At 60.8% G+C, this 21,340-nt stretch carries 18 protein-coding genes; 12 read left to right on the forward strand and 6 right to left on the reverse strand.

Annotated features, from left to right (window positions below; genetic code table 11):
- Window positions 1-873 (reverse strand): GerMN domain-containing protein, encoded by an 873-nt coding sequence (locus tag AC1RJY_RS10375; RefSeq protein WP_043470302.1) that lies wholly within the window; start codon window positions 871-873, stop codon window positions 1-3.
- Window positions 874-1,302: 429 nt separating this feature from the next.
- Between AC1RJY_RS10375 and AC1RJY_RS10380 the strand changes: the two genes are divergently transcribed.
- From AC1RJY_RS10380 to AC1RJY_RS10400, 5 genes are all read left to right on the forward strand, one after another.
- On the forward strand, window positions 1,303-2,430 hold the full coding sequence (locus AC1RJY_RS10380; RefSeq protein ID WP_498602256.1) for a PhoH family protein: 1,128 nt from the start codon (window positions 1,303-1,305) through the stop codon (window positions 2,428-2,430).
- Window positions 2,427-2,900: an rRNA maturation RNase YbeY gene (gene ybeY / locus AC1RJY_RS10385; protein WP_011774915.1), complete on the forward strand. Its 474-nt coding sequence runs from the start codon at window positions 2,427-2,429 to the stop codon at window positions 2,898-2,900. The genes AC1RJY_RS10380 and ybeY overlap by 4 nt, the downstream gene beginning before the upstream one ends.
- The gene (locus AC1RJY_RS10390) at window positions 2,897-4,228 is read left to right on the forward strand and encodes a hemolysin family protein (RefSeq protein WP_011774914.1); all 1,332 of its coding nucleotides are present in this window, start codon (window positions 2,897-2,899) and stop codon (window positions 4,226-4,228) included. The genes ybeY and AC1RJY_RS10390 overlap by 4 nt, the downstream gene beginning before the upstream one ends.
- A complete protein-coding gene (gene era / locus AC1RJY_RS10395) occupies window positions 4,212-5,174 on the forward strand; it encodes a GTPase Era (protein WP_017197589.1) in 963 nt (320 codons plus the stop codon). The genes AC1RJY_RS10390 and era overlap by 17 nt, the downstream gene beginning before the upstream one ends.
- Window positions 5,175-5,280: 106 nt before the next feature.
- Window positions 5,281-6,843, forward strand: coding sequence for an LCP family protein (locus AC1RJY_RS10400; protein ID WP_011774912.1), 1,563 nt, complete (start codon window positions 5,281-5,283; stop codon window positions 6,841-6,843).
- 72 nt (window positions 6,844-6,915) lie between these two features.
- On the opposite strand, the gene AC1RJY_RS10405 is transcribed toward AC1RJY_RS10400, so the two are convergent.
- Window positions 6,916-8,868, reverse strand: a complete 1,953-nt coding sequence (locus AC1RJY_RS10405) for a M13 family metallopeptidase (RefSeq protein ID WP_498602257.1) — start codon at window positions 8,866-8,868, stop codon at window positions 6,916-6,918.
- 249 nt (window positions 8,869-9,117) lie between these two features.
- Here AC1RJY_RS10405 and leuA point away from each other — a divergent pair, with 249 nt between their 5' ends.
- From leuA to AC1RJY_RS10420, 3 genes are all read left to right on the forward strand, one after another.
- A complete protein-coding gene (leuA, locus tag AC1RJY_RS10410) occupies window positions 9,118-10,857 on the forward strand; it encodes a 2-isopropylmalate synthase (RefSeq protein ID WP_011774910.1) in 1,740 nt (579 codons plus the stop codon).
- Window positions 10,858-10,942: 85 nt separating this feature from the next.
- A complete protein-coding gene (recO, locus tag AC1RJY_RS10415; protein ID WP_043470293.1) occupies window positions 10,943-11,695 on the forward strand; it encodes a DNA repair protein RecO in 753 nt (250 codons plus the stop codon).
- A gap of 2 nt (window positions 11,696-11,697) precedes the next feature.
- Window positions 11,698-12,522, forward strand: coding sequence for an isoprenyl transferase (locus AC1RJY_RS10420; RefSeq protein ID WP_014921952.1), 825 nt, complete (start codon window positions 11,698-11,700; stop codon window positions 12,520-12,522).
- A gap of 15 nt (window positions 12,523-12,537) precedes the next feature.
- Here AC1RJY_RS10420 and AC1RJY_RS10425 read toward each other — a convergent pair whose 3' ends face one another.
- From AC1RJY_RS10425 to AC1RJY_RS10435, 3 genes are read right to left on the reverse strand one after another with little or no spacing between them, the layout of a single operon-like run.
- Complete coding sequence (locus tag AC1RJY_RS10425) at window positions 12,538-13,611, reverse strand: alpha/beta hydrolase (protein ID WP_498602258.1); 1,074 nt, start codon at window positions 13,609-13,611, stop codon at window positions 12,538-12,540.
- Window positions 13,608-14,627: an alpha/beta hydrolase gene (locus tag AC1RJY_RS10430; RefSeq protein ID WP_011774906.1), complete on the reverse strand. Its 1,020-nt coding sequence runs from the start codon at window positions 14,625-14,627 to the stop codon at window positions 13,608-13,610. Before AC1RJY_RS10430 ends, AC1RJY_RS10425 begins: the two co-directional genes overlap by 4 nt.
- Before the next feature lie 9 nt (window positions 14,628-14,636).
- The gene (locus AC1RJY_RS10435) at window positions 14,637-16,319 is read right to left on the reverse strand and encodes an FAD-binding dehydrogenase (protein ID WP_498602259.1); all 1,683 of its coding nucleotides are present in this window, start codon (window positions 16,317-16,319) and stop codon (window positions 14,637-14,639) included.
- Between the two features lie 68 nt (window positions 16,320-16,387).
- Here AC1RJY_RS10435 and AC1RJY_RS10440 point away from each other — a divergent pair, with 68 nt between their 5' ends.
- Window positions 16,388-17,467, forward strand: a complete 1,080-nt coding sequence (locus AC1RJY_RS10440; RefSeq protein WP_014921949.1) for a quinone-dependent dihydroorotate dehydrogenase — start codon at window positions 16,388-16,390, stop codon at window positions 17,465-17,467.
- Window positions 17,468-17,564: 97 nt separating this feature from the next.
- On the opposite strand, the gene AC1RJY_RS10445 is transcribed toward AC1RJY_RS10440, so the two are convergent.
- Window positions 17,565-18,158, reverse strand: coding sequence for a DUF3043 domain-containing protein (locus tag AC1RJY_RS10445; protein ID WP_498602260.1), 594 nt, complete (start codon window positions 18,156-18,158; stop codon window positions 17,565-17,567).
- A gap of 134 nt (window positions 18,159-18,292) precedes the next feature.
- Between AC1RJY_RS10445 and AC1RJY_RS10450 the strand changes: the two genes are divergently transcribed.
- The 3 genes from AC1RJY_RS10450 (at window position 18,293) to ctaC (ending at window position 21,339) form a co-directional block, all read left to right on the forward strand.
- On the forward strand, window positions 18,293-19,726 hold the full coding sequence (locus tag AC1RJY_RS10450) for a dipeptidase (protein ID WP_498602261.1): 1,434 nt from the start codon (window positions 18,293-18,295) through the stop codon (window positions 19,724-19,726).
- 164 nt (window positions 19,727-19,890) lie between these two features.
- Complete coding sequence (locus tag AC1RJY_RS10455) at window positions 19,891-20,283, forward strand: HesB/IscA family protein (protein ID WP_011774901.1); 393 nt, start codon at window positions 19,891-19,893, stop codon at window positions 20,281-20,283.
- Window positions 20,284-20,466: 183 nt separating this feature from the next.
- Entirely contained in the window at window positions 20,467-21,339 is an 873-nt protein-coding gene (gene ctaC, locus AC1RJY_RS10460) for an aa3-type cytochrome oxidase subunit II (RefSeq protein WP_026005322.1), read from the forward strand.
- Window position 21,340 lies beyond the last annotated feature (1 nt).

Consider the following 21,340-nt stretch of genomic DNA (forward strand, 5'->3'; position numbering starts at 1 on the left):
CTAACCGACGTTGAACAAGCGGGTATCGGTGCTCGTTTCGATGGTTGCGCCCGCTTCATCGACTTGTGAAACCCGCAGCTCATACTTTCCGGTCTTCAGCGTGGCGCTGAAAGTGAAAAGACCATATTGTCCCGGCTCACCGGTTGCCTTGGTCTGGCCTGTGAGCAGGCTGGTCTTTTCGCCCTTGCCGTCGTCTTGGAGGATCTGCCAGCTGACGGGCCTTGAGCTGTCGGTGCTGCGGCCATTGAATTTGACTACACCCGCGGGCAAGGATGTTTCCTCCTGCGGATCGATAATCCACAGCGGTGCCACCAAAGATGCGTTCCGCTCCATGGGTTGGCCGAGCTGCACCTGCCCGAACGCCATGTAGTCCTTGTGCCCGTCAACCAAAATGACTACTTGGATCTGCTGGCCGGAGTTGATAAGTCCCGAGGACGAGGCTGCTGCCGTAGCTGTATAGACCAACTGCTGAACGGCGCGATGTGCCATTCCGGCGTCGAGGTTTGAATTAAAGGCGTCCCGCGAAATATCCACGGTAATCACGTTCTTGCCCGAGATGGACGTGGCGAGGCTTCCCGGGTCCTGCCAAGGCGTGAAGAAGTCGTGGTCCAGGGGTTTCTCAGCCATCATGATCCGGAGCGCTGTAGTCACGGGGTTTCCATCGCTGGAAATGTCCCTGAACTCGCGGTAGAGGTAAACCTCTTCCTTGCTGCGGCCAATCCAGTAGACCGGGATTTTGGTGGAAGCCTGCGTGGTCTCCAGCGGGGCATGGCTGGCCGGGGCATCCTGGACAGTAACAGGTGGTGAACTCGTGATTGCTTGGCTACCGCCGCCATTGGCGATGCAACCGGTCAGCAACAGGACAGCAAGCATCGCCGGCGCGGCGATGACGGATTTCGTCCCTCTGCGCGCGCCGTTCCCTATGCTTACTGGCTTTGTGATGGGTTTCCTGCCTTGCCGTATGTCTCTTGGCGGCCCCAGCCGCAGAAGCCGGGCCGCAGGGTGCTGCTGCCACCCGCTATGCCAGCTTGGCACATCGTCGACGGCGGCCGGCCGGGATTGGGCGGACCGGGGCCAACTGAAACATGATTGATACCCGCTTGATGCCGAGTTGAGACAATATGTCTGACATGACGGCCCCGGCCCGGATGTTGCCGTCGGTTAAGGTTCATCGCAGGCCGGGCTGGCGTAGGATTGAAGACATTCCGGCATCCGGGCTGGCGCCTTTGAGCGGCCACGAATGTCGAATCGATGGCGTTATTACGAACCAACCGGAGGAGAAAAGGCCTTGAGGCCAGCACTATGAGTGAATCTTTGAACGGGCGGCTCAGGACCGGAAACGGCAACCAGCCGCCCACCGAGTTCCCGCACACACTACCGGGTACGCGCACGGAAGTTGTCACGTTCGACAACTCCGACCAGATGGTTCACTCGTTGGGCAGCCACGACGAAGCCTTGCGATACATCGAGGAACAGTTCCAGGACGTCAACTTCCATGTCCGCGGTAATGAGCTCTCCATGACGGGGCCTTCCACCGTCATTCCACGCATCATGCGTCTCTTGGAGGAAGTCCGTGGGCTCGTGGCGAAGGGGACCGTGGTCACTCCGGACATCCTTCAGCAGCTCGTGTCCTTGTTGAGGGTCCAGTCCGTGCAGAATCCGGCTGATGTCTTGACGCACAATATTCTGTCCAGCAGGGGCAAGACCATACGGCCCAAGACGCTGAACCAGAAGAACTACGTCGACGCCATTGACGACAACACCGTGATTTTCGGAATCGGTCCCGCAGGTACCGGAAAGACATACCTGGCAATGGCCAAGGCAGTCCAGGCGCTGCAGACAAAGGAAGTCAGTCGGATCATCCTCACCCGGCCTGCGGTGGAAGCGGGGGAACGTCTGGGCTTCCTTCCCGGAACGCTGAGCGACAAGATCGACCCGTATCTTCGCCCGCTGTATGACGCATTGCACGACATGATGGATCCCGAGTCCATCCCGCGCTTGATGGCTGCGGGGACCATCGAGGTCGCACCCCTGGCCTACATGCGTGGACGGACGCTGAACGACGCATTCATCATTCTCGATGAAGCGCAAAACACCACTCCGGAGCAGATGAAGATGTTCCTGACCCGCCTAGGTTTCGGATCAAAAATGGTGGTCACGGGCGATGTCACGCAGATAGACCTGCCTTCCGGTTCAACCTCCGGGTTGCGGATTGTCAGGGAAATCCTGAAGGGAATCGATGACGTCAACTTCTCCATTCTGGAGGCCGCTGACGTCGTCCGGCACCGCTTGGTTGCTGACATCGTCTCCGCCTACAGCACATGGGACGACGCACACCGCACCGACGCCCAGTACAAACCTGGTGCCCAAGACAGACCTGGTGCCCAAGGCAAACCTGGTGCACAGTACAACCGTGGAGTACGCAAATGAGCATTGAAGTAAACAACGAGTCCGGTGTGGTGGTGGACGAAGCCCAGCTGGTGACGTTGTCACGCTTCATCTTTGAGCGTCTGTACATCCACCCCCAAGCAGAGCTGTCCATTCTCCTTGTCGATGAACCGGCAATGGAAAAGCTGCACATCGAACTGATGGACGAGCCCGGGGCTACGGATGTTTTGTCCGTGCCCATGGACGAACTGACGCCGGGCACTCCGGAGAAGCCCACGCCGCAAGGCATGCTGGGCGACATCGCTATTTGCCCTCAGGTGGCCGAGGTACAGGCGCGCAACGCCGGGCACCCCACGCAGGACGAAATGCTGCTCCTGACAACCCATGGCATCCTCCACCTGCTTGGTTTTGACCATGCGGAGCCGGAGGAAAAGGAAGAGATGTTCGGTTTGCAGCGGGAACTGCTGTCTGAATTCCTGGGCAAGGATGCCCCCATGGAGACCATGCAGTGACCTCGATCATCCTGGTCGGCATGGCGCTGGTTTTTCTCAGCTTCGTTGCACTGCTGACCGCAGCCGAGGCTGCGTTCAACTTCCTGCCCCGGCATGAGGCCGAACAATCAATAGTGCGGAGCAAGGGTAAGGCGCTGGGGGGAATTCTCAAGAACCCGATCGCGCACATGCGGGCCCTGCGTTTTTGGCGCGTGTGGTTCGAAATGGCGGCGGCAGTTGCCGTTGCGGTTGTCCTGCATAGTCTGCTGGACAACGTGTGGCTCGCCGGGCTCGCAGCCACGGGAATCATGGCGGTCATCGGCTTCGTGCTGGTGGGTGTTTCACCCAGGCAGTTGGGCCGGGCGCACTCCGGCCCCGTCGTTCGCTTCACTGCACCGCTGATCAGGTTCCTGTGCTGGATTTTGGGACCCATCCCTGGCTGGTTGGTGGCCTTGGGGCAGGCAGTTGCACCAGGTGCCCCGAGCGGGGATGACGCTTTCGTCAGCGAAGAGGAGTTCCGCGAATTCGTGGATCGTGCCGCGGAATCGGACATGATCGAAGACAACGAGGCTGAGCTCATTCATTCGGTCTTCGATTTCGGTGACACCTTGGTGCGTTCGGTGATGGTTCCCCGCACGGACATTGTCAGTATCGGTACGGGCTCGGACCTCGAAACGGCAATGGGCCTTTTCCTGCGGTCCGGCTACTCAAGGATCCCGGTCATTGGTGAGAACACGGACCAGATCCGTGGAATTCTTTACCTCAAGGATGTGGCTGCGGCCATGCATCGCAGCGAACCCGGATTACAAGCCCACGACGTTGACTCGCTCGCACGCGACGTCCGTTATGTCCCGGAATCCAAGCCTGTGAGCGACCTCTTGAGGGAACTTCAAAAAGAGTCCACGCATGTGGCGATCGTCATCGACGAGTACGGCGGCACCGCCGGGCTGGTCACCCTTGAGGACCTCATTGAAGAGATCGTTGGCGAGATTGTGGATGAATACGACGCCGCCGCCGAGGAGGCGGTTGATCTCGGCGATGGCACGTACCGCGTGAGCGCCCGCATGAGCATCGATGACCTGGGCGAACTCTTCGACATCGATCTGGACGACGACGAGGTGGATACGGTCGGCGGTCTTCTTGCAAAAGCCCTTGGCCAGGTTCCCATTGTTGGGAGCTCCGTTGAAGTGAACGGAATATCGCTCCGGGCAGATAGGCTGGAGGGTCGCCGTAACAGGGTCAGCCACATCATTGCGGCAGCCATGCCAAAGGAAGACACTGACTTTGAAGACCTTCTCGATGACGCCGACTCAACGCAACAGGGAGTTCCACGTGAGCAAGCAAAATAAGAAATTCGATGCCGATGCCGATTTCGGTGGCTTCCACGCTGGCTTCTCGGTGCTTGTCGGCCGGCCCAATGCGGGGAAATCGACACTGACCAACGCGTTGGTTGGCCAGAAAGTGGCCATCACTTCGGCCAAACCGCAAACTACACGGCACACCATTCGCGGTATTGTCCACCGCGACGACGCCCAATTGATCCTTGTGGACACTCCGGGCCTTCACCGCCCGCGTACCCTGCTGGGAAAGCGTCTCAATGAACTTGTTGCAGACACCCTGGCGGAAGTCGATGCCATCGGTTTCTGCCTGCCGGCAAACGAAAAAATCGGCCCCGGCGACAAATACATCGCCGCTCAGCTTGCCGCCGTCGGACGCAAGCCCATCGTGGCACTTGTGACCAAAACCGACCTTGTGGATCGTCAGGCGTTGACGGAGCAATTGCTTGCAGTCGCCGCGTTGGGCCGCGATGTTCTTGGTGAGCAGGGCTGGGCTGACATCGTGCCTGTTTCTGCCGCCGATGGTTTTCAGGTCTCCACTGTTGCAGATGTCCTGATCAGCCACATGCCGTCATCACCGCCGCTGTATCCTGACGGCGAGCTGACGGACGAGCCTGAGGCCGTCATGATCGCAGAGCTGATTCGCGAAGCGGCACTTGAGGGCGTCCGCGATGAACTTCCGCACTCACTCGCAGTGGTGGTGGAGGAAATCGTTCCCCGTGAGGGCCGGACCGAGGACAACCCGCTGTTGGATGTTCGCGTGAACCTTTATGTTGAACGGCCTTCCCAGAAGGCCATCATCATCGGCAAGGGCGGAAGCCGTTTGCGTGAGGTGGGAACCAACGCCCGAAAGGGTATCGAGACGCTGCTCGGCACCCGGATCTACCTCGATCTCCACGTTAAAGTAGCCAAAGACTGGCAGCGCGATCCCAAGCAATTGGTCAAACTCGGGTTCTAGTTGGCGTTACTGGATCCGGCGTGGCTACGGGCCCGATAAGGAACTTCCCAGAAACGGCAACTATGATTGCGGGGATCCAGCTGTTTGATGAAAGGTAAACCGAATAGTGCGACGTCGTGACGCCCGCCCGCAGGGCACCGGCACCGCTGGCCCCACCGGGGCGCGCCATGGAGAGGATGCCGACGGTACCCCTCGCCATATGAACGCGCCCAAAGGCCTGCCGCTTTGGTTGAAAATTGTTACCGGCGTGGTCTCCGTTGCGCTGGTGGCAGGCGTTGCCTTTGCGGCTTTCTGGTTTATCCGCCTGCAGACCAATATCACCAAGGCGCCCTTGAGTGCCGGGGAAACCCGCAACGCCGGTGACCCGCTGGTGGACGATAAGACGGATCGCCTGCAGATCCTGATCCTTGGCTCCGATACCCGTGACGGCAAGAACGCCGAATACGGTAGCACTGAGGACTCCACCGGCTATGGCCACTCCGATGTCATGATGCTGCTGGACATCTCCGCGGACAATAAACGCGTCAATGTCTTGAGTTTCCCGCGCGACCTTCTTGTTGACGTGCCCCAATGCACCGACCGTACCAATAACCAGACCTTCCCTGCCCGCAGCGGCGTGATGATCAATGAAGCCATGGCAGAGGCCGGTATTGGTTGCGCGGTGGATACCGTGAACCAGTTGACCGGTTTGGAAATCGACCACTTCATGATGGCTGACTTCAACGCGGTCAAGGAACTCTCACATGCTGTGGGCGGTGTCAATGTTTGCGTCAGTGACCCGGTGTTTGACCCGGATTCGCGGCTCCGCCTCGCCAAGGGTGATTCCTTGGTTGAAGGCGAACAAGCTTTGGCGTTCCTCCGGACCAGGCATGCTTTCGGTGACGGAGGCGACCTTGGCCGCATCAAGGGGCAGCAAGCGTTCCTGTCATCCCTCACCAGGAAGCTCAAGGATGAGGGAACACTGGGTAACCCGCAAAGGCTGTTGCAGATCGCGGATGTGGTCACGCAGAACCTGACTGTGGACGAGGGCCTGGCGTCTGTTCCTTCGCTGCTGACCATTGGCGGGCGGCTCAAGGACATCGATGTTTCCAAGGTGGCGTTCGTAGCGGTGCCCACTCAGGCCGCCGCGGCTGACATTAACAGGTTGGAACTCATCGAGCCCCAGGCATCGCAGCTTTTCGCTGCGCTTCGTGCTGACCTCGACCTCACAACGCCGGGTGCGACGGCTCCTCCTGCACCGAGCGAAAGCCCGGCCCCACAGCCAACGGCTACCACGCCTCCCGCACCTGCGTACGACAAAGCGATTCAGCCGGTGGCCGTTGCCAACGGCAGTGGCGTTGCTACCAGGGCTCAGGAGCTCATGACCGTACTCACAGGGAACGGTTTCGCCCAGACGGTCTCCTACTTGGCTAATCCCGTGGATCAGACGGTGCTTTACTATGGACCGGGCTTCGCGGACGTGGCTGCCGACGTCGCTACACTTTTCGGCATCCCGGCCGCGCAGGTCCAGGAAGCTCCGGGCGTAGCGGGCGTGCAGCTCTACGTGGGTACAGACTTCAGCAGCGGAACGGCGTACGGTGCAGCCTCTGTTCCGTCCGATGTGGTCAATCAAACGGCCAACGATGCTGTTTGCCAACAGGTGAATCCCCTGTACATCGATCAGCAGTAAGTTCCCTGCTTTAGCCGCACACAGCAACGGCCGGCCAGTTATCGAACTGGCCGGCCGTTGCGTTGTGCGGGTTTACCAGATGCTGACGCGTTCCCCTGGCTCCATCCACATGCCATCGGCCTTAGACACTGCGAACGCTGCATGGAAGGCGTCGAGGTTGCGGGCTATGGCGTTGGTACGGAATTCGTTGGGGGAGTGGGGATCGGTGGCCAGTCTCCGGATCGCTTCCTCGGTGCGGATCACTTGGCGCCAACCGGCAGCCCACGACATGAAGAACCGCTGGAATCCTGTGAATCCGTCGATGACTTCGGGCTCGGCTCCGTTCAGGCTCAGGAGATAGGCCTTGTAGGCAATCGTCAGGCCACCGAGGTCGCCGATGTTCTCACCCAGGGTCAGTTTGCCGTTGACCTTATGGTCCGGTGCCGCGTAGGGGGACAAAGCGTCGTACTGGGCAACCAATTTCGCCGTCAGGGATTCAAAGGCTGTACGGTCGTCCTCCGTCCACCAATTGCGAAGCGCTCCGCTCCCGTCGAACTGTGACCCTTGGTCGTCGAAACCGTGGCCGATTTCGTGACCGATCACCGCGCCGATGCCGCCATAGTTGACAGCGTCATCCGCGTCCGCGTTGAAGAAGGGGGGCTGAAGGATAGCTGCGGGGAAGACGATCTCATTGAGCATTGGATGGTAGTAGGCGTTGACAGTCTGGGGTGTCATGAGCCACTTTGTCAGGTCAACGGGCTTCCCTATTTCATCCAAGTGCCGGTCCACATCGGCGTCATGGGCACGTTCCACGTTACCGAGGAGGTCTGTCGGGTCAATCTCGACGGCAGAGTAATCGATCCACTTGTCGGGAAAACCTATCTTTGGACGGAATGCGTCCAGCTTCTTCAGCGCCTCTTTTTTGGTGTCCTCGCCCATCCATCCCAGGGAAGAAATACTCTCCCGGTAGGCTTCGATCAGGTTGGAGACCAGCGTCTCCATCCTTGCTTTGTGGCCGGCAGGGAAGTGCCGATCAACATAGATCTGGCCGACTGCTTCGCCAAGGGCCGCCTCGACGACGGCCACCCCGCGCTTCCAGCGCTCTTTGTTCTGCGGGGTACCGCTGAGGGTGGTGCCGTAGAAGTCAAAGTTCGTGGAAACAAAAACGGAAGACAGGTATGGCGCGGCCGAGCTGAGAACCCTGAGTGTCAGCCATTCCTTCCACGTTTCCAGTGGCTCGGATTCCAGCAAGGCTGCAGCCCCTGCAAAGAAGTCCGGAGTACTCACCACAATTTCATCCCGTTTGGCTTGTTCTACCCTTGCCGCCTGGAACCACGTGTCGAGCAGGGGGAACAGTGCTTCGGCTTCCTCTGCGGTCTTGAGGTTGTAGGTCTTTTGGGGATCCCGCAGAGTGACGTTGTCCCAGTGGTGGGATGCCAAGGCGGTTTCGAGTGCGACGATGCGCTGTGAAGCAGCTTCCGCATCGGGGATACCCGCGAGATTGAACAACTTTGCAATGTAGTCACCGTAGGCCGCCACGATGGCTGCGAATTTTTCCTCGCGGTAGTAGGACTCGTCCGGCAAACCTAGGCCACCCTGTCCGATATACAGGAGGATACGTTCCGGATTGCCGGCGTCCGGAGCGGGGTAGATGGAGAAAAGGCCGGAGACGTCCGACCGGAACAACCGGCCGATGAGGGCGGCCAGTTCCTGAGCCGAGCCCACCGCCCGAACCTGATCGAGGCGGCCTCGCACGGGTTCCAGGCCCTTTGCCTCAGCCGCATCTTCGTCCATGAAACTGGCGTACAGCCCGCCAACCTTCTGTTCGACGCCGGTTGCTGACTCACCCTTGGCGGCTGCTTCTTCGATAATCGCCTTGACGGCCAACTCGGCGCCATCCCGCAAAGCCGTGAAGGTGCCTTCAAGCGGCCTGTCGTCGGGGATCGTTGTGCTGTTGAGCCAAGCGCCGTTGACATGCTGATAAAGGTCGTCCTGGGGCCGGACGCTGTGATCGATATTGGAAAGAGAGATCCCCGACTGTGGCACTGTGGCTCCTTGAGTGGACACTGCAGTCGGCGTTTCCACCGTCGCGGCGTCTGCATAGTGGACGTTGCATGAGGTGTTGCACTGTCATCATACGCACCGTGTTACTGTGAATTTGTGCGTACGGCGATGCTTCTTCTTAGCTGCCGCGGCGAGGCCTGAAAGCTATCTGAAGCTGGGCCATCCTCGCCGCGGAGTTCCGTTGTGTCCGGCTAAGCTTTCACTTAGTTCTTAGAGAAAAGGCCACACGTCATGCGTAATGCACAAAAGCCCTCCGGTATGCCGATTCACCGCTACCTGCCGTTCCAGGACCAGATCACCGTCGAGGTTCCGGACCGCACCTGGCCGGATAAAGTCATCACCAAAGCTCCGCGCTGGTGCGCAGTTGATCTGCGCGATGGCAACCAGGCATTGATCGATCCCATGAGCCCGGCACGCAAGCTGAAGATGTTCCAGTTGCTCGTCAAGATGGGCTACAAGGAAATCGAGGTCGGGTTCCCTTCAGCGTCGCAAACCGACTTCGACTTTGTTCGCCAACTCATCGAGGGCGGCCATATTCCGGACGACGTCAGCATCCAGGTGTTGACTCAGGCTCGTGAGCACCTGATCGAACGGACCTATGAGTCGTTGGTTGGCGCCAAGCAGGCCATTGTGCACCTGTATAACTCCACGTCTGTATTGCAGCGTCGCGTTGTCTTCAATCAGGACGAAGATGGCATTCTGGATATCGCACTGCAGGGTGCGCGCTTGTGCAAGAAGTATGAAGAGACACTGACGGACACGCACATTACCTATGAATACTCGCCGGAGTCATTCACCGGAACCGAGCTCGAGTACGCTGCCCGCGTGTGCAACGCCATTGCTGACGTCTTTGAGGCTTCGGCCGACAAACAGGTCATCATCAACCTGCCGGCGACAGTGGAAATGGCAACCCCCAACGTCTATGCAGACTCCATCGAGTGGATGCACCGGAACCTCCACCCACGCGAGGGCATCATCATCTCCCTCCACCCGCATAACGACCGCGGCACGGGCGTAGCTGCTGCTGAGCTCGGTTACCTGGCAGGCGCCGATCGCATAGAAGGCTGCTTGTTCGGCAACGGCGAACGCACGGGCAATGTGGACTTGGTAACGCTCGGCCTGAACATGTTCGTGCAGGGTGTGGACCCGATGATCGATTTCTCTGATATCGATGAGATCCGCCGCACTGTGGAGTACTGCAACCAGTTGCCGGTTCCGGAGCGTTCCCCCTACGGCGGCGACCTCGTCTTTACCGCTTTTTCCGGTTCACACCAGGACGCCATCAAGAAGGGCTTCGAGGCTCTGGAGAAGGACGCTGCTGCTGCCGGTAAGTCGGTTGACGACTTCACATGGCAGGTACCGTACCTGCCCATCGATCCCAAGGACCTCGGTCGCAGCTATGAGGCCGTCATCCGGGTCAACTCGCAGTCCGGCAAGGGTGGCGTGGCCTACTTGCTGAAGAACGAGCACAACCTGGACCTTCCCCGTCGCGCCCAGATTGAGTTCTCCGGAGTCATCCAGCGCCGTACCGATGCTGTGGGCGGAGAGGTCAGTGGCGCCCAGCTGTGGCAGATCTTCCAGGATGAGTATCTGCCTTCCGACGAAGAGCAGGCCCAGTGGGGTCGTTATGGTCTGGGCAGCGTGAGTACTGAGACCGACGAATCCGGCGCCATGACCATGAACGCAAACCTGCGGATCGACGGCGTCGAAGTCCGCCGCACCGGCCACGGCAATGGTCCCATTGCAGCCCTGCTGGACATACTCCACCACGACGGCGTTGACGTGCGGGTGCTCGATTACAGCGAGCACGCCCTGTCTGAAGGTGGCAGTGCCAGCGCGGCGGCATACGTTGAATGTGCTGTCGGAGAGCGCGTTTTGTGGGGTGTCGGAATCGACCCCAGCACCACCACGTCCTCCCTCAAGGCCCTGATTTCGGCAGTAAACCGGGCCGTCCGGGACGCCCAGGCCTGAGCACGTGCCGTGTGGTGACGGGAAATACCGTCACCACACGGTCCGGCGGTCACTGCCGGGCCCAGGCTTAGTGCGAAGATTAGTTGTGGCCAATCCGTCGTTTGCAGCACGGTCCTATCGGGACGATGCCGTGGTGCTTCGTACCCACAAGCTGGGCGAGGCGGATCGAATCATTACTCTGCTGACCAAGCACCATGGGCAGGTTCGTGCAGTTGCCAAGGGTGTTCGCCGGACCAGCAGCCGCTTCGGGGCGCGTCTTGAGCCTTTTATGGTGGCTGACCTGCAACTGGTCTCCGGCCGTACCTTGGACATTGTCACCCAGGCCGTGGCGAAGGGCGCGTACGGAAGCAGCATCGCAGCCGACTACGGGCGGTTCACTGTGGCTGCAGCCATGACGGAGACTGCCGAGAAACTTACGGATGCCGACACCGAGTCGGGGACCGCACAATACAATCTGCTGGTTGGTGCCTTGGCGGCCCTCAGCCGTTCGGACCATCCGCCCGAACTCATTCTTGATTCTTATCTTTTGCGGGCCTTGGCCACAGGTGGCTGGGCGCCCAGCTTTACCGAATGTGCCCGTTGTGGCCGTCCCGGTCCTCATACGGCATTTGCCGCCCCCATAGGCGGGATGGTGTGCAGCGACTGCAGGCCCCCGGGCTCGCCGGCTCCGGCGCCGGAGACCGTGGTATTGCTCGGTGCCTTGCTCACTGGTAACTGGAGCGTCGCCGACGCTTCGGATCCGCGGCACAGGCGGGAGGCTGCCGGCCTGGTAGCCAGTTACCTCCAGTGGCACCTTGAACGGGCCCTGAAATCACTCAAACACGTGGAGCGAAGCTGACAGTGGTACTTGGAAAGAAGAATAAGTCAACAGCGGCAAGAACGGCCCCCGTGGTTGCGCCCTACGGACACCCTTCCGGGGCTGTGCCGCCCAATATTCCCAGCGAGCTCATCCCTCAGCACGTGGCCATAGTCATGGACGGCAACGGGCGGTGGGCCAATCAGCGCGGCCTACCGCGCATAGAGGGGCATAAGGCTGGTGAGCCTGCGCTCTTGGATGTTATGGCGGGGGCGATCGAACTCGGAATCAAGTACGTCAGCGTGTATGCGTTCTCCACCGAGAACTGGCGACGGTCACCGGAAGAAGTTCGATTCCTCATGGGATTTAACAAGGATGTACTACGTCGCCAGCGCAACCAGCTGGATGAGTGGGGTGTCCGTATTCGCTGGGCTGGCCGCAGGCCACGCCTGTGGGGATCGGTGATCAAAGAGCTGGAGGAGGCAGAGGACTACACCCGCGCCAACGACACCTGCACGTTGACCATGTGTGTTAATTACGGTGGCCGGGCAGAAATTGCCGACGCCGTTTCCGCCATCGCGCACGACGTCGCCGCTGGCAGGTTGAAGCCAGGGTCGGTGTCCGAGAAGACCATTCAAAGGTACCTGGACGAACCAGACCTTCCTGATGTGGATCTGTTTCTGCGCAGTTCGGGGGAGCAGCGGCTCTCCAATTTCCTGCTGTGGCAGTCGGCGTACGCTGAGTTCGTCTTCATGGACACATTGTGGCCGGACGTGGACCGGCGGACCCTTTGGGACGCCGTCGAGATTTATGCGAAACGCGACCGGCGTTACGGCGGGGCCGTGGACGCGGCACCCGCAGTCAATTAGCACGTACCTGTTAACTCAGTACGGATAGGCCGCCAGCCAGACGGCGACGTCACGGTAGGCCTGTTGCCGGACCGTGCGCCGTGAGAGAAACACGTCGTGCAGGGCGCCGGGATAGCGGAACACGGCAGTCCGCCGGGCAAGGCCAAGCGCCCGCCGCGACGTTTCCTCGACATCAATGACGGCGTCGGCACGCATGAGGTCCGCAGTCCATTCGGCTTGAATCCTGGTCCTCCCGGACAGAAGAACCAACACGGGTGCGTCGATGTTGAGCTTGCGTTCCACCGCGGCATGTCCAGCCAAAACTGCCTTTGTCCATCCGGCCCGGATGGGAAACGAAGCACGCGGACGCCACGTCGGATCCAGAATCCATTCCCCATGGGCCTCGTTGCTGACGCTTTCCCAATACGCGGGCATTTCCGGGAACCTGAAGGGACGCTTTGGATCGGTCCGGGCAAAGGGTTCCACCAAGTGCATGGCGATGCTGCGGACCAGGCTGCTTCCCTGGAGTTCCAACCACGGCGAATTCAGGACCAAGGTTCCCACGCGGCCGGGATTGCGGTCGGCCCACAGAGCCGCGATCAGGCCGCCCAAGGAATGGGCGAGCATGTGAATGGTGGGCGGTGTGGCATTACTGGTCCTTGCGGCTACGTCCCGTTCGACCTCACGAATGGCAGCGGCGAGGTCTTCGTCGTAGACACCAAGATCGGACGTGTAGCCGGGCGTCTGTCCCGGCAGCAGACTGCGGCCGAATTTCCGCAGGTCCAGGGCATAGAAGTGAAAGCCCGACGCCGTCAGGTACTCGGCCAACTCGGTCTGCAGGAAGTAATCCGCCCAACCGTGCAAGTAGAGAACCACCCTCGGCGCTCCGCCGGGATCTGCCGGGGCGGGGCGGTGTTTGCGCTTGGTGAAAGACGTCAGGAAATCGAGGACGCCATGCGGGGACGGATGGACCACCGGCGGTGCATGCCTGACGAGAGTCGCTTTGACCGGCCCTTCTTCATCAGCTTTCAACGGCAGATCCATGCACTCGTAACCGTGGCCGAGGACGTCGGGCTGCCACAGTGAAACCGACTCGTCCGTGGTGGTCATGTATCCCCTTCCGACTGGTGCTCGGGCCTGTTGTTGTCCATGAATCCGTTGACCCACCGGGCAAGGCGCGCATAGGCGTCCTTTCGTACGGCGGGGGCCGAAAGAAAGACGTCGTGGAGGGCGCCGTCGATGCGTTCCAAAGTGACTGTCCGGCCCAGAGCCATTGCCCGCAAGGCGATGACGCTGACGTCCAGCACGGCATCCGAACGGCGCATCGATTCCTGCCACACCATGCCATTGGCGCTGGTGCTGGATGTCAATACAAGGACCGGCATCTCCAGTTTCAAGCCGCGGGCCACCTGAGAATGACCTGCGAACACAGCGCTCAGCCAGCCCGCCCGGACAGGGAAAGCGAGCGGAGGCCTATAGTTCTCGTCCAGGGCCCATTCCCCTTCGGCGGTACTGCTGATGCTCCGGAAGTAAAAGCCACGCTCCGGCAACCTCAAGACGGTCTCCGGGCGGATCTTTGCGATGGGTGACACCATGGCTTGCGCAGCGCGCCGCACCAGTGAACTGCCGTGCATCTCCAGCCACGGACTGTCGAGAATCAGGTACTGGACGGCTTCCGGGTGGCGGCTGGCCCACAGTGCTGCCACCAACCCGCCGGTTGAGTGGCCCATCAGCGTCAGGCTTCCCGCCGGGGAGCCAGCGCGATCCCGATGAATGATGTCGATGGCCTTTTCAATTTCGGCATCATAGTCATTCAGGTTCGCCACGTAGCCGCCGGGCATATCGGCCTGAAGGCTCCGGCCGTGATTGTGCATGTCCAAGGCGTAAAAATCGTATCCCTGGTCTGCCCAGAAGCCGGCCAGCTCTACATTGAAGAAGTAGTCACTCCAGCCGTGCAGGAAAAGTACGGCACCGGAGCGCTGCGGCGGTGACTGGCTGTCATTGGCATGGGCTGCCTGAACTCTGTGCCGGATCAAGGTGGCATGCCGGATCACGCCATCCGGCCCTGTGGCGTCAAGGCCGCAGGATTGGAAGTCGGTTCCCAGGATGTCAGCCGTCCACTCCATGGCTTTAGCTTAGACACTGGCGGCGGCGTCGCGGCCCGCTGCCCTTCCGGTGAAGAGGCAACCGCCCAGGAATGTTCCTTCCAGCGCCCGGTACCCGTGGATACCCCCTCCACCGAATCCCGCCGCCTCGCCAGCCGCATAGAGGCCCGGGATGGCCCTTCCTTCCTTGTCCAACACCCTTGAGCGTAAATCCGTCATGAGACCGCCCAGGCTTTTCCGCGTCAGCACGGACAGCCGGATGGCAATCAGGGGACCATGCGTCGGGTCCGTCAGGCGGTGGGGCGGAGCCACCCGCATAAGCTTGTCCGTCGCAAATCGACGCGCTGCCCTGATGGCGGACAGTTGTGGGTCCTTGCCCAAGCCGCTGGCCACCTGGCCGTCCCGCGCGTGGATCAGTGACTCGAGCTCCGCGGCGTTGATCAAGGAGCTTCCTGCGAGGTGGTTCATGCGCGAAGCGAGCTCTGAAGGGGACGAAGCCTGGAGAAAGTCAATGCCCTTGTCCAAGAAACGTTGAATGGGCGTGTCGCTCGTAGGACGCAACCGTGATGCGAGCAGCCGGACATCCTTACCCGTGAGATCCGGGTTCTGTTCGGACCCGGAGAGGGCCAGCTCCTTAAGCGCGATGGTGCGGTTGAGGACAAACCATGAATATCCATGTCCTGTCCGGACTATGTGCCTAAGCGCTCCCAGCGAGTCAAAGCCGGGGAAGAGCGGAGCCGGCAACTGACGTCCTTCGGCGTCCAGCCATAAGGAGGAAGGTCCGGGCAGGATACGGATTCCATGGTTGGGCCACACCGGATCGTAGTTGTGGATGCCTTCGGGGTAGTGCCACATTCGGTCGCCGTTGACCACGGCACCTCCAGCGGAGATGGCGGCGGACAGGAATTCGCCGTCAACGGAGGCCGGCACTCCGCTGAGCATGTAATCGGGAGCAGAGTTCCCGGGCCATTGTTGGCGCACCGTGGCGTGATTGCCACCGATGCCGCCAGTCGTCACCACCACGGCATCCGCCGTTGCTTCAAAGCTCCCGACGGCGACGCGCCCGGACGCTTGGCCTCTGACCGCCGTCGAGGGTTCCAGTACCTCACCGGAAACGCCGGTGACCCTGCCCGCCGTCGTCGTCAGAGACAAGGCCCGGTGCCTGAAGTGCAGGCTGACCTTGCCGGCAGCGACGCCCTCCAACACCTTGGCGAGGAACGGTTCAACAATCGCAGGCCCGGTTCCCCACGTGACGTGGAAGCGGGGAACAGTGTTTCCGTGCCCCTGCGGCCCGTAACCGCCGCGTTCGGCCCATTGCACCAGCGGAAAGATGCCGACGCCCAGACTCCGTAACCAGGCCCGCTTCTCGCCCGAGGCGAAGTGGACATAGGCTTCGGCCCACTCCCGGGCAGCACGGTCCTCGGAGCGATCAAAAGAGGCTGAGGCAAGCCAGTCGGACATGGCCAGCGCGGCGCTGTCCTTCACCCCCAAGCGCCGTTGTTCCGGCGTATTGACCATGAAGAGGCCCCCGAAGGACCAGTGCGCCTGGCCGCCGACGGAGGCCTCAGGTTCCTGGTCCAAAACAGCCACCGTCTTGCCGGCGGCGTAGGCGGTGGCTGCGGCGACGAGTCCGGACAACCCGGCGCCGATAATCACGATGTCGGCAGAGACCCTTCGGATTCCATGATCTGCGTCACGATTTTCCAGTGGCATTCCTACATGCTAGCGGCAGGGTGGGTCACGGGTTTGGTGAGTTGTCAGTAAGCGGGAAAACTAGGAGCATGCGTGTTTACCCCACATTCTTCAAGTTGGCTTTCTCCTGGATGGATGCCGAGAAGGCCCACAAGATCGGCTTCCAAGGGATCCGGACTGCCCACCGTACCGGTGCCGGCCGGATTCTCGCCAGGATCACGGCTCCTGATGCTTCCCTCCGCACGGAGGCGCTGGGGCTCACCTTCCCGTCGCCGTTCGGCCTGGCGGCAGGCTTCGACAAGGAGGGCCACGGCATCGAAGCCTTGTCAGAGCTTGGCTTCGGACATGTGGAAGTGGGGACCATCACTGGCCAGGCGCAGCCAGGCAATGAAAAGCCCCGCCTGTTCCGCTTGATTGAGGACAAAGCGGTGATCAACCGCATGGGATTCAACAACGACGGCGCCGCCGCAGTCGCGCCGAGACTCAAGTCAGCGCGGGCTGCTTTGCAGCGGCTGCACCCGAACGTCCGGCCGATTATTGGGGTGAACATCGGCAAGACCAAACTGGTTGATCTGGACGACGCTACCGAGGACTACTTGGTCAGTGCCCGTAGCCTGGCACCGGCAGCCGATTACCTGGTGGTCAACGTGAGCTCTCCCAATACTCCGGGGCTGCGCTTGCTGCAGAACGTGGAGACGTTGCGACCGCTCCTGCGGGCCGTTGGCGACGCTGCCGACGAAGCCGCCGGCCGGCATGTTCCCCTGCTGGTCAAGATTGCGCCCGATCTGTCCGATGACGATATCGACGACGTCGCACGGCTTGCGCTGGACCTGAAGCTTGATGGGATCATTGCCACCAACACCACGATTTCCCGCGATGGACTCGTCTCGGACGCCGCAAAGGTGGAGTCGCTCGGAGCGGGCGGCTTGTCGGGAGCACCTCTCAAGGAGCGCTCCCTGGAAGTGTTGCGCCGGCTCAAGGACGCGGTGGGGGACCAGCTCGTACTCATCGCGGTAGGCGGCGTGGAGACCCCGCAGGATGTTCAGGACCGCTTGGACGCGGGGGCAACGCTGGTGCAGGGCTACACAGCTTTCCTCTACGAAGGCCCGTTTTGGGCTTCGCGCATCAATAAGGGCCTCGTGAAACTTCGTCGGCGGGCAGCCCACTGATACCTGCCTTTCAGGCAAGTTTCAGGCAAGTCGCCGCATAAAGAAGACCCCGGACCGCTGGTCCGGGGTCTTCTTTGCTTGCGAAGGTTTGTGCCGCCTAGGCGGGATACTGACCACGCTTCACCTGGGGTTTGGGAAGACGGAGTTTGCGGAACTGGAGGGCACGCATGCAGCCGTACCAAATGGAGCCACGTTCCACTTCGCCGAACTTCTCGGTAAGACGCTTGCGGAGCTTTCGCGACAGGATGAAGACATCCACGAAGACCGCGAGGAACATAATCCAGAATCCAATAAGGACATAGCTGATGCCGGCGCTGGTGGGAGGGATGATCAGGGAGATCACCACGAACAGCAAGGCGCCGAACATGAGGAACTCGCCCAAGCTGAAGCGTGCGTCGACGTAATCGCGCGTGTACCGCTTCTGTGGGCCTTTGTCGCGAAGGGGGAGGAACCTCTCGTCACCCGTATCCAGAGCCTGCCGCATTTTCTGCCGCTGGTCCTGAATGGCTACCCTTTCCGCTGCCTTGGAGGCTTTACGGTCGTTGGGAACCAAGGGGCGCTTGCGGGCCGCTTCCTGGTCCTTCCGCTTAGGCGTTGGGGCGCCCTTTCCCGCACCGGACTCCGGTGCGGTGGCGTAGGCCTGATCTACTACTGATTGAGCGCTGGGCTCTTCCTTTTTGCGTCCGAACACCCATACAGAATACCCCTGAAGAAGGTGGCGCACGTTACGTGTCCGGTTGCTGGAGTCCCTAGCCCCCGTGAACCCCTCCGGCTCCGGGCTAAGCCTGCTGCGGCGGGTGAATCCCCGGCGGTAAAGTGTGGCCCATGACTTCAGCACATGCGGAGATCCCGCAGAACAAGCAACGGCAGTCCGGCTCCACTCCGGTCGAGGCACTGGCCACGGCGGTCAACGACTCCTTCCAAAGCACACTCGCGTCCCTGCAAGAATTGGTTGGCATTCCGGGCATTGCGTGGCCGAGTTTCGACCCAACGGAACTGGATCGAAGCGCCGACGCCGTTGCGGCCCTGGTTAAGGAAGCAGGCATGGAGGACGTCCGGATCCTTCGGTGTAACAAGGACGACGGTACGCCCGGTGGTCCTGCCGTCGTCGCCCGCCGACCCGCCGCCGAAGGCAAGCCGACCATTCTGCTCTACGCGCACCACGACGTCCAGCCACCGGGGGACCGGAGCCTTTGGAATTCGGAACCGTTTGTCGCCGAGGAACGGGACGGCCGGTTGTATGGCCGCGGTGCTGCAGACGACAAAGCAGGGATCATGGCGCACCTTGCCGCATACAGTGCCGTGACAAAGGTCCTGGGCGAGGACTTCGGTCTCGGCGTGACCTTCTTCTTCGAAGGTGAGGAAGAAGCGGGATCGCCGACGTTTCGGACGTTCCTTGAGGAGCACCAGGAGCTTCTCCGGGCAGACGTGATCGTTGTTGCCGACTCCAGCAACTGGAAGGTGGGCATTCCCGCCTTGACCACCAGCCTTCGCGGCCTGGTGGACGGCACCTTCGAAGTACGCGTCTTGGAGCACGCGGTCCATTCGGGCATGTTTGGCGGTCCGGTCCTCGATGCCCCTACTCTCTTGTCTCGACTCATTGCGACGCTTCACGACGACGATGGCAACGTGGCGGTGGCGGGCCTGGTGGGCCGGGACGAGGTGGCTGTGGACCTCGCCGAAGCGGATTACCGCGCCGATGCATCAGTGCTCGACGGCGTGAGGCTCGCCGGCAGCGGAACCATCGCCTCGCGCCTGTGGACCAAACCGGCATTGTCCATCATCGGCATGGACGTACCGGCCGTCGATGTTGCCTCCAACACCCTTATCCCGGCGGCCCGCGCAAAGTTCAGCATGCGGTTGGCGCCCGGTCAGGACCCCGAAGCTGCAATGGACTCCCTGAAGCAGCACCTTGAATCCCATGCGCCATTTGGTGCCAAGGTGACGTTCACGCCGGGGGAGAGGGGCAATGCCTTCTCCACCGACACGTCTTCTGCCGCAGCGCGCGTGGCACTGTGGGCGCTGGGAGAGTCGTGGGGTGTAAAGCCCGTGGAAATGGGTATCGGTGGCTCCATTCCGTTCATCGCCGATCTTTTGGAGATGTATCCGGATGTCCAGATCCTGGTGACCGGCGTGGAGGACCCCGACTCCCGCGCGCACAGTGCCAACGAATCGTTGCACATCGGAGACTTCCGGCATGCCGTGTTGGCCGAGGCTCTGATGCTGGCCCGCCTCAACGCCGAGGGTCTGCAGGAGTAAACTCCTGCGGCGCGCCGGGAACAACGAAATGCTGTCTGTGGTTACGTCAGGAGTTATAGCTAAGCGTCTGCGCGACGTAGCATTAGCTATAACCCGTACGTAATTGGGTAAGGGCAGGCAGCGTTCCGGCGCCGCCGCCAGGAGCTTCATAAGAAGGTAGGCCAATGAGCACTGCAACCAACGAAAACAGCACCGGAGCACAGCTCGTCACCAACGACGACGAACTGGCCACGCACGAGGTCAATCTGACCGACGTCGCCGCAGGCAAGGTCCGCAGCCTCCTCGAGCAGGAAGGGCGCACAGACCTTCGGCTGCGCGTTGCAGTCCAGCCTGGAGGATGCTCGGGCCTGATCTACCAGCTCTACTTCGATGAGCGCCTGCTTGACGGAGATGCCGTGCGCGACTACGACGGCGTTGAGGTCGTCGTGGACAAGATGAGCGTTCCTTACCTCAGCGGTGCAAGCATCGACTTCGAGGACACTATTTCGAAGCAGGGCTTCACCATCGACAACCCGAACGCCGGCGGGTCTTGCGCCTGCGGCGATTCATTCCACTGATGTGAGCCATCGCCGCATGTCGGCGCCCCTTCGCCCGGCTTTAAAACCGTTCGGAGCCACGGCGCTGACATGTGCGCGAAAACCGCGTGATAGCGGTAAGCTCTACATCGGGTAGTAAAACTTTTAGTGTGCCCGGTGAGCCTTCGGCCTACCGGGAGACAGCAACAAGAGGAAGGGCCGTCTGTGAGTTCGCAGAACCGAACCGGCAGCCGACGCATAAAGATCACATCGATCACTGGCTTGGCACTAGCCGGCGCGTTGGTTTTGACCGGATGTTCACCAGAGGTAGAGAAGGGTTGGCTGCCAACAGAGCGCGGCACGACCAACCACACTGACCGGATCATGGACCTCTGGGTCAACTCATGGATCGCCGCCTTGGCAGTCGGTATTATCACGTGGGGCCTCTTGGTCTGGTGCATCATTGCTTACCGCCGCCGCAAGGGCACCACGGGTTTCCCGAAGCAGCTCAGCTACAACCTGCCGCTCGAGGTCTTCTACTTGACCATCCCGCTGTTCATGGTGCTGGTGTTCTTCTACTTCACCGACCAGGACCAGCGCGCGATCGATGACCGCTCGCAGCCCGCCGACGTCGTTGTTGACGTCCGCGGCAAGCAGTGGGCTTGGGACTTCAACTACAAAAAAGGCGAGGTCATCAATGAAGACCTCCACGAGGCCGGCGTTCAGGCCCACCTGACCGGCAATGAGGTCGACAAGGAACTCCTCCCCACCCTGTACTTGCCCGTTGGCAAGTCCGTGGACCTGGAGCTGAACTCCCGCGACGTCATCCACTCATTCTGGGTTCCTGCCTTCCTCCAGAAGCGCGACATGATCCCGGGTAAGACGAACTACATCAGGTTCACCCCCACCAAGGAGGGCACCTTCGATGGCAAGTGTGCAGAGCTCTGCGGTGAATACCACTCCGAAATGCTCTTCCGCGTCAAGGTTGTCTCCGAGTCTGAGTTCCAGGCCCACATGGACAAGCTTCGCCAGGATGGCAACACGGGCCTGCTCGGTGCGGAATATGACCGCAACCCGAACCTGAACGAAACCAAGTAAG

It is taken from the genome of Arthrobacter sp. GW822-FHT05G07 (assembly GCF_058799755.1).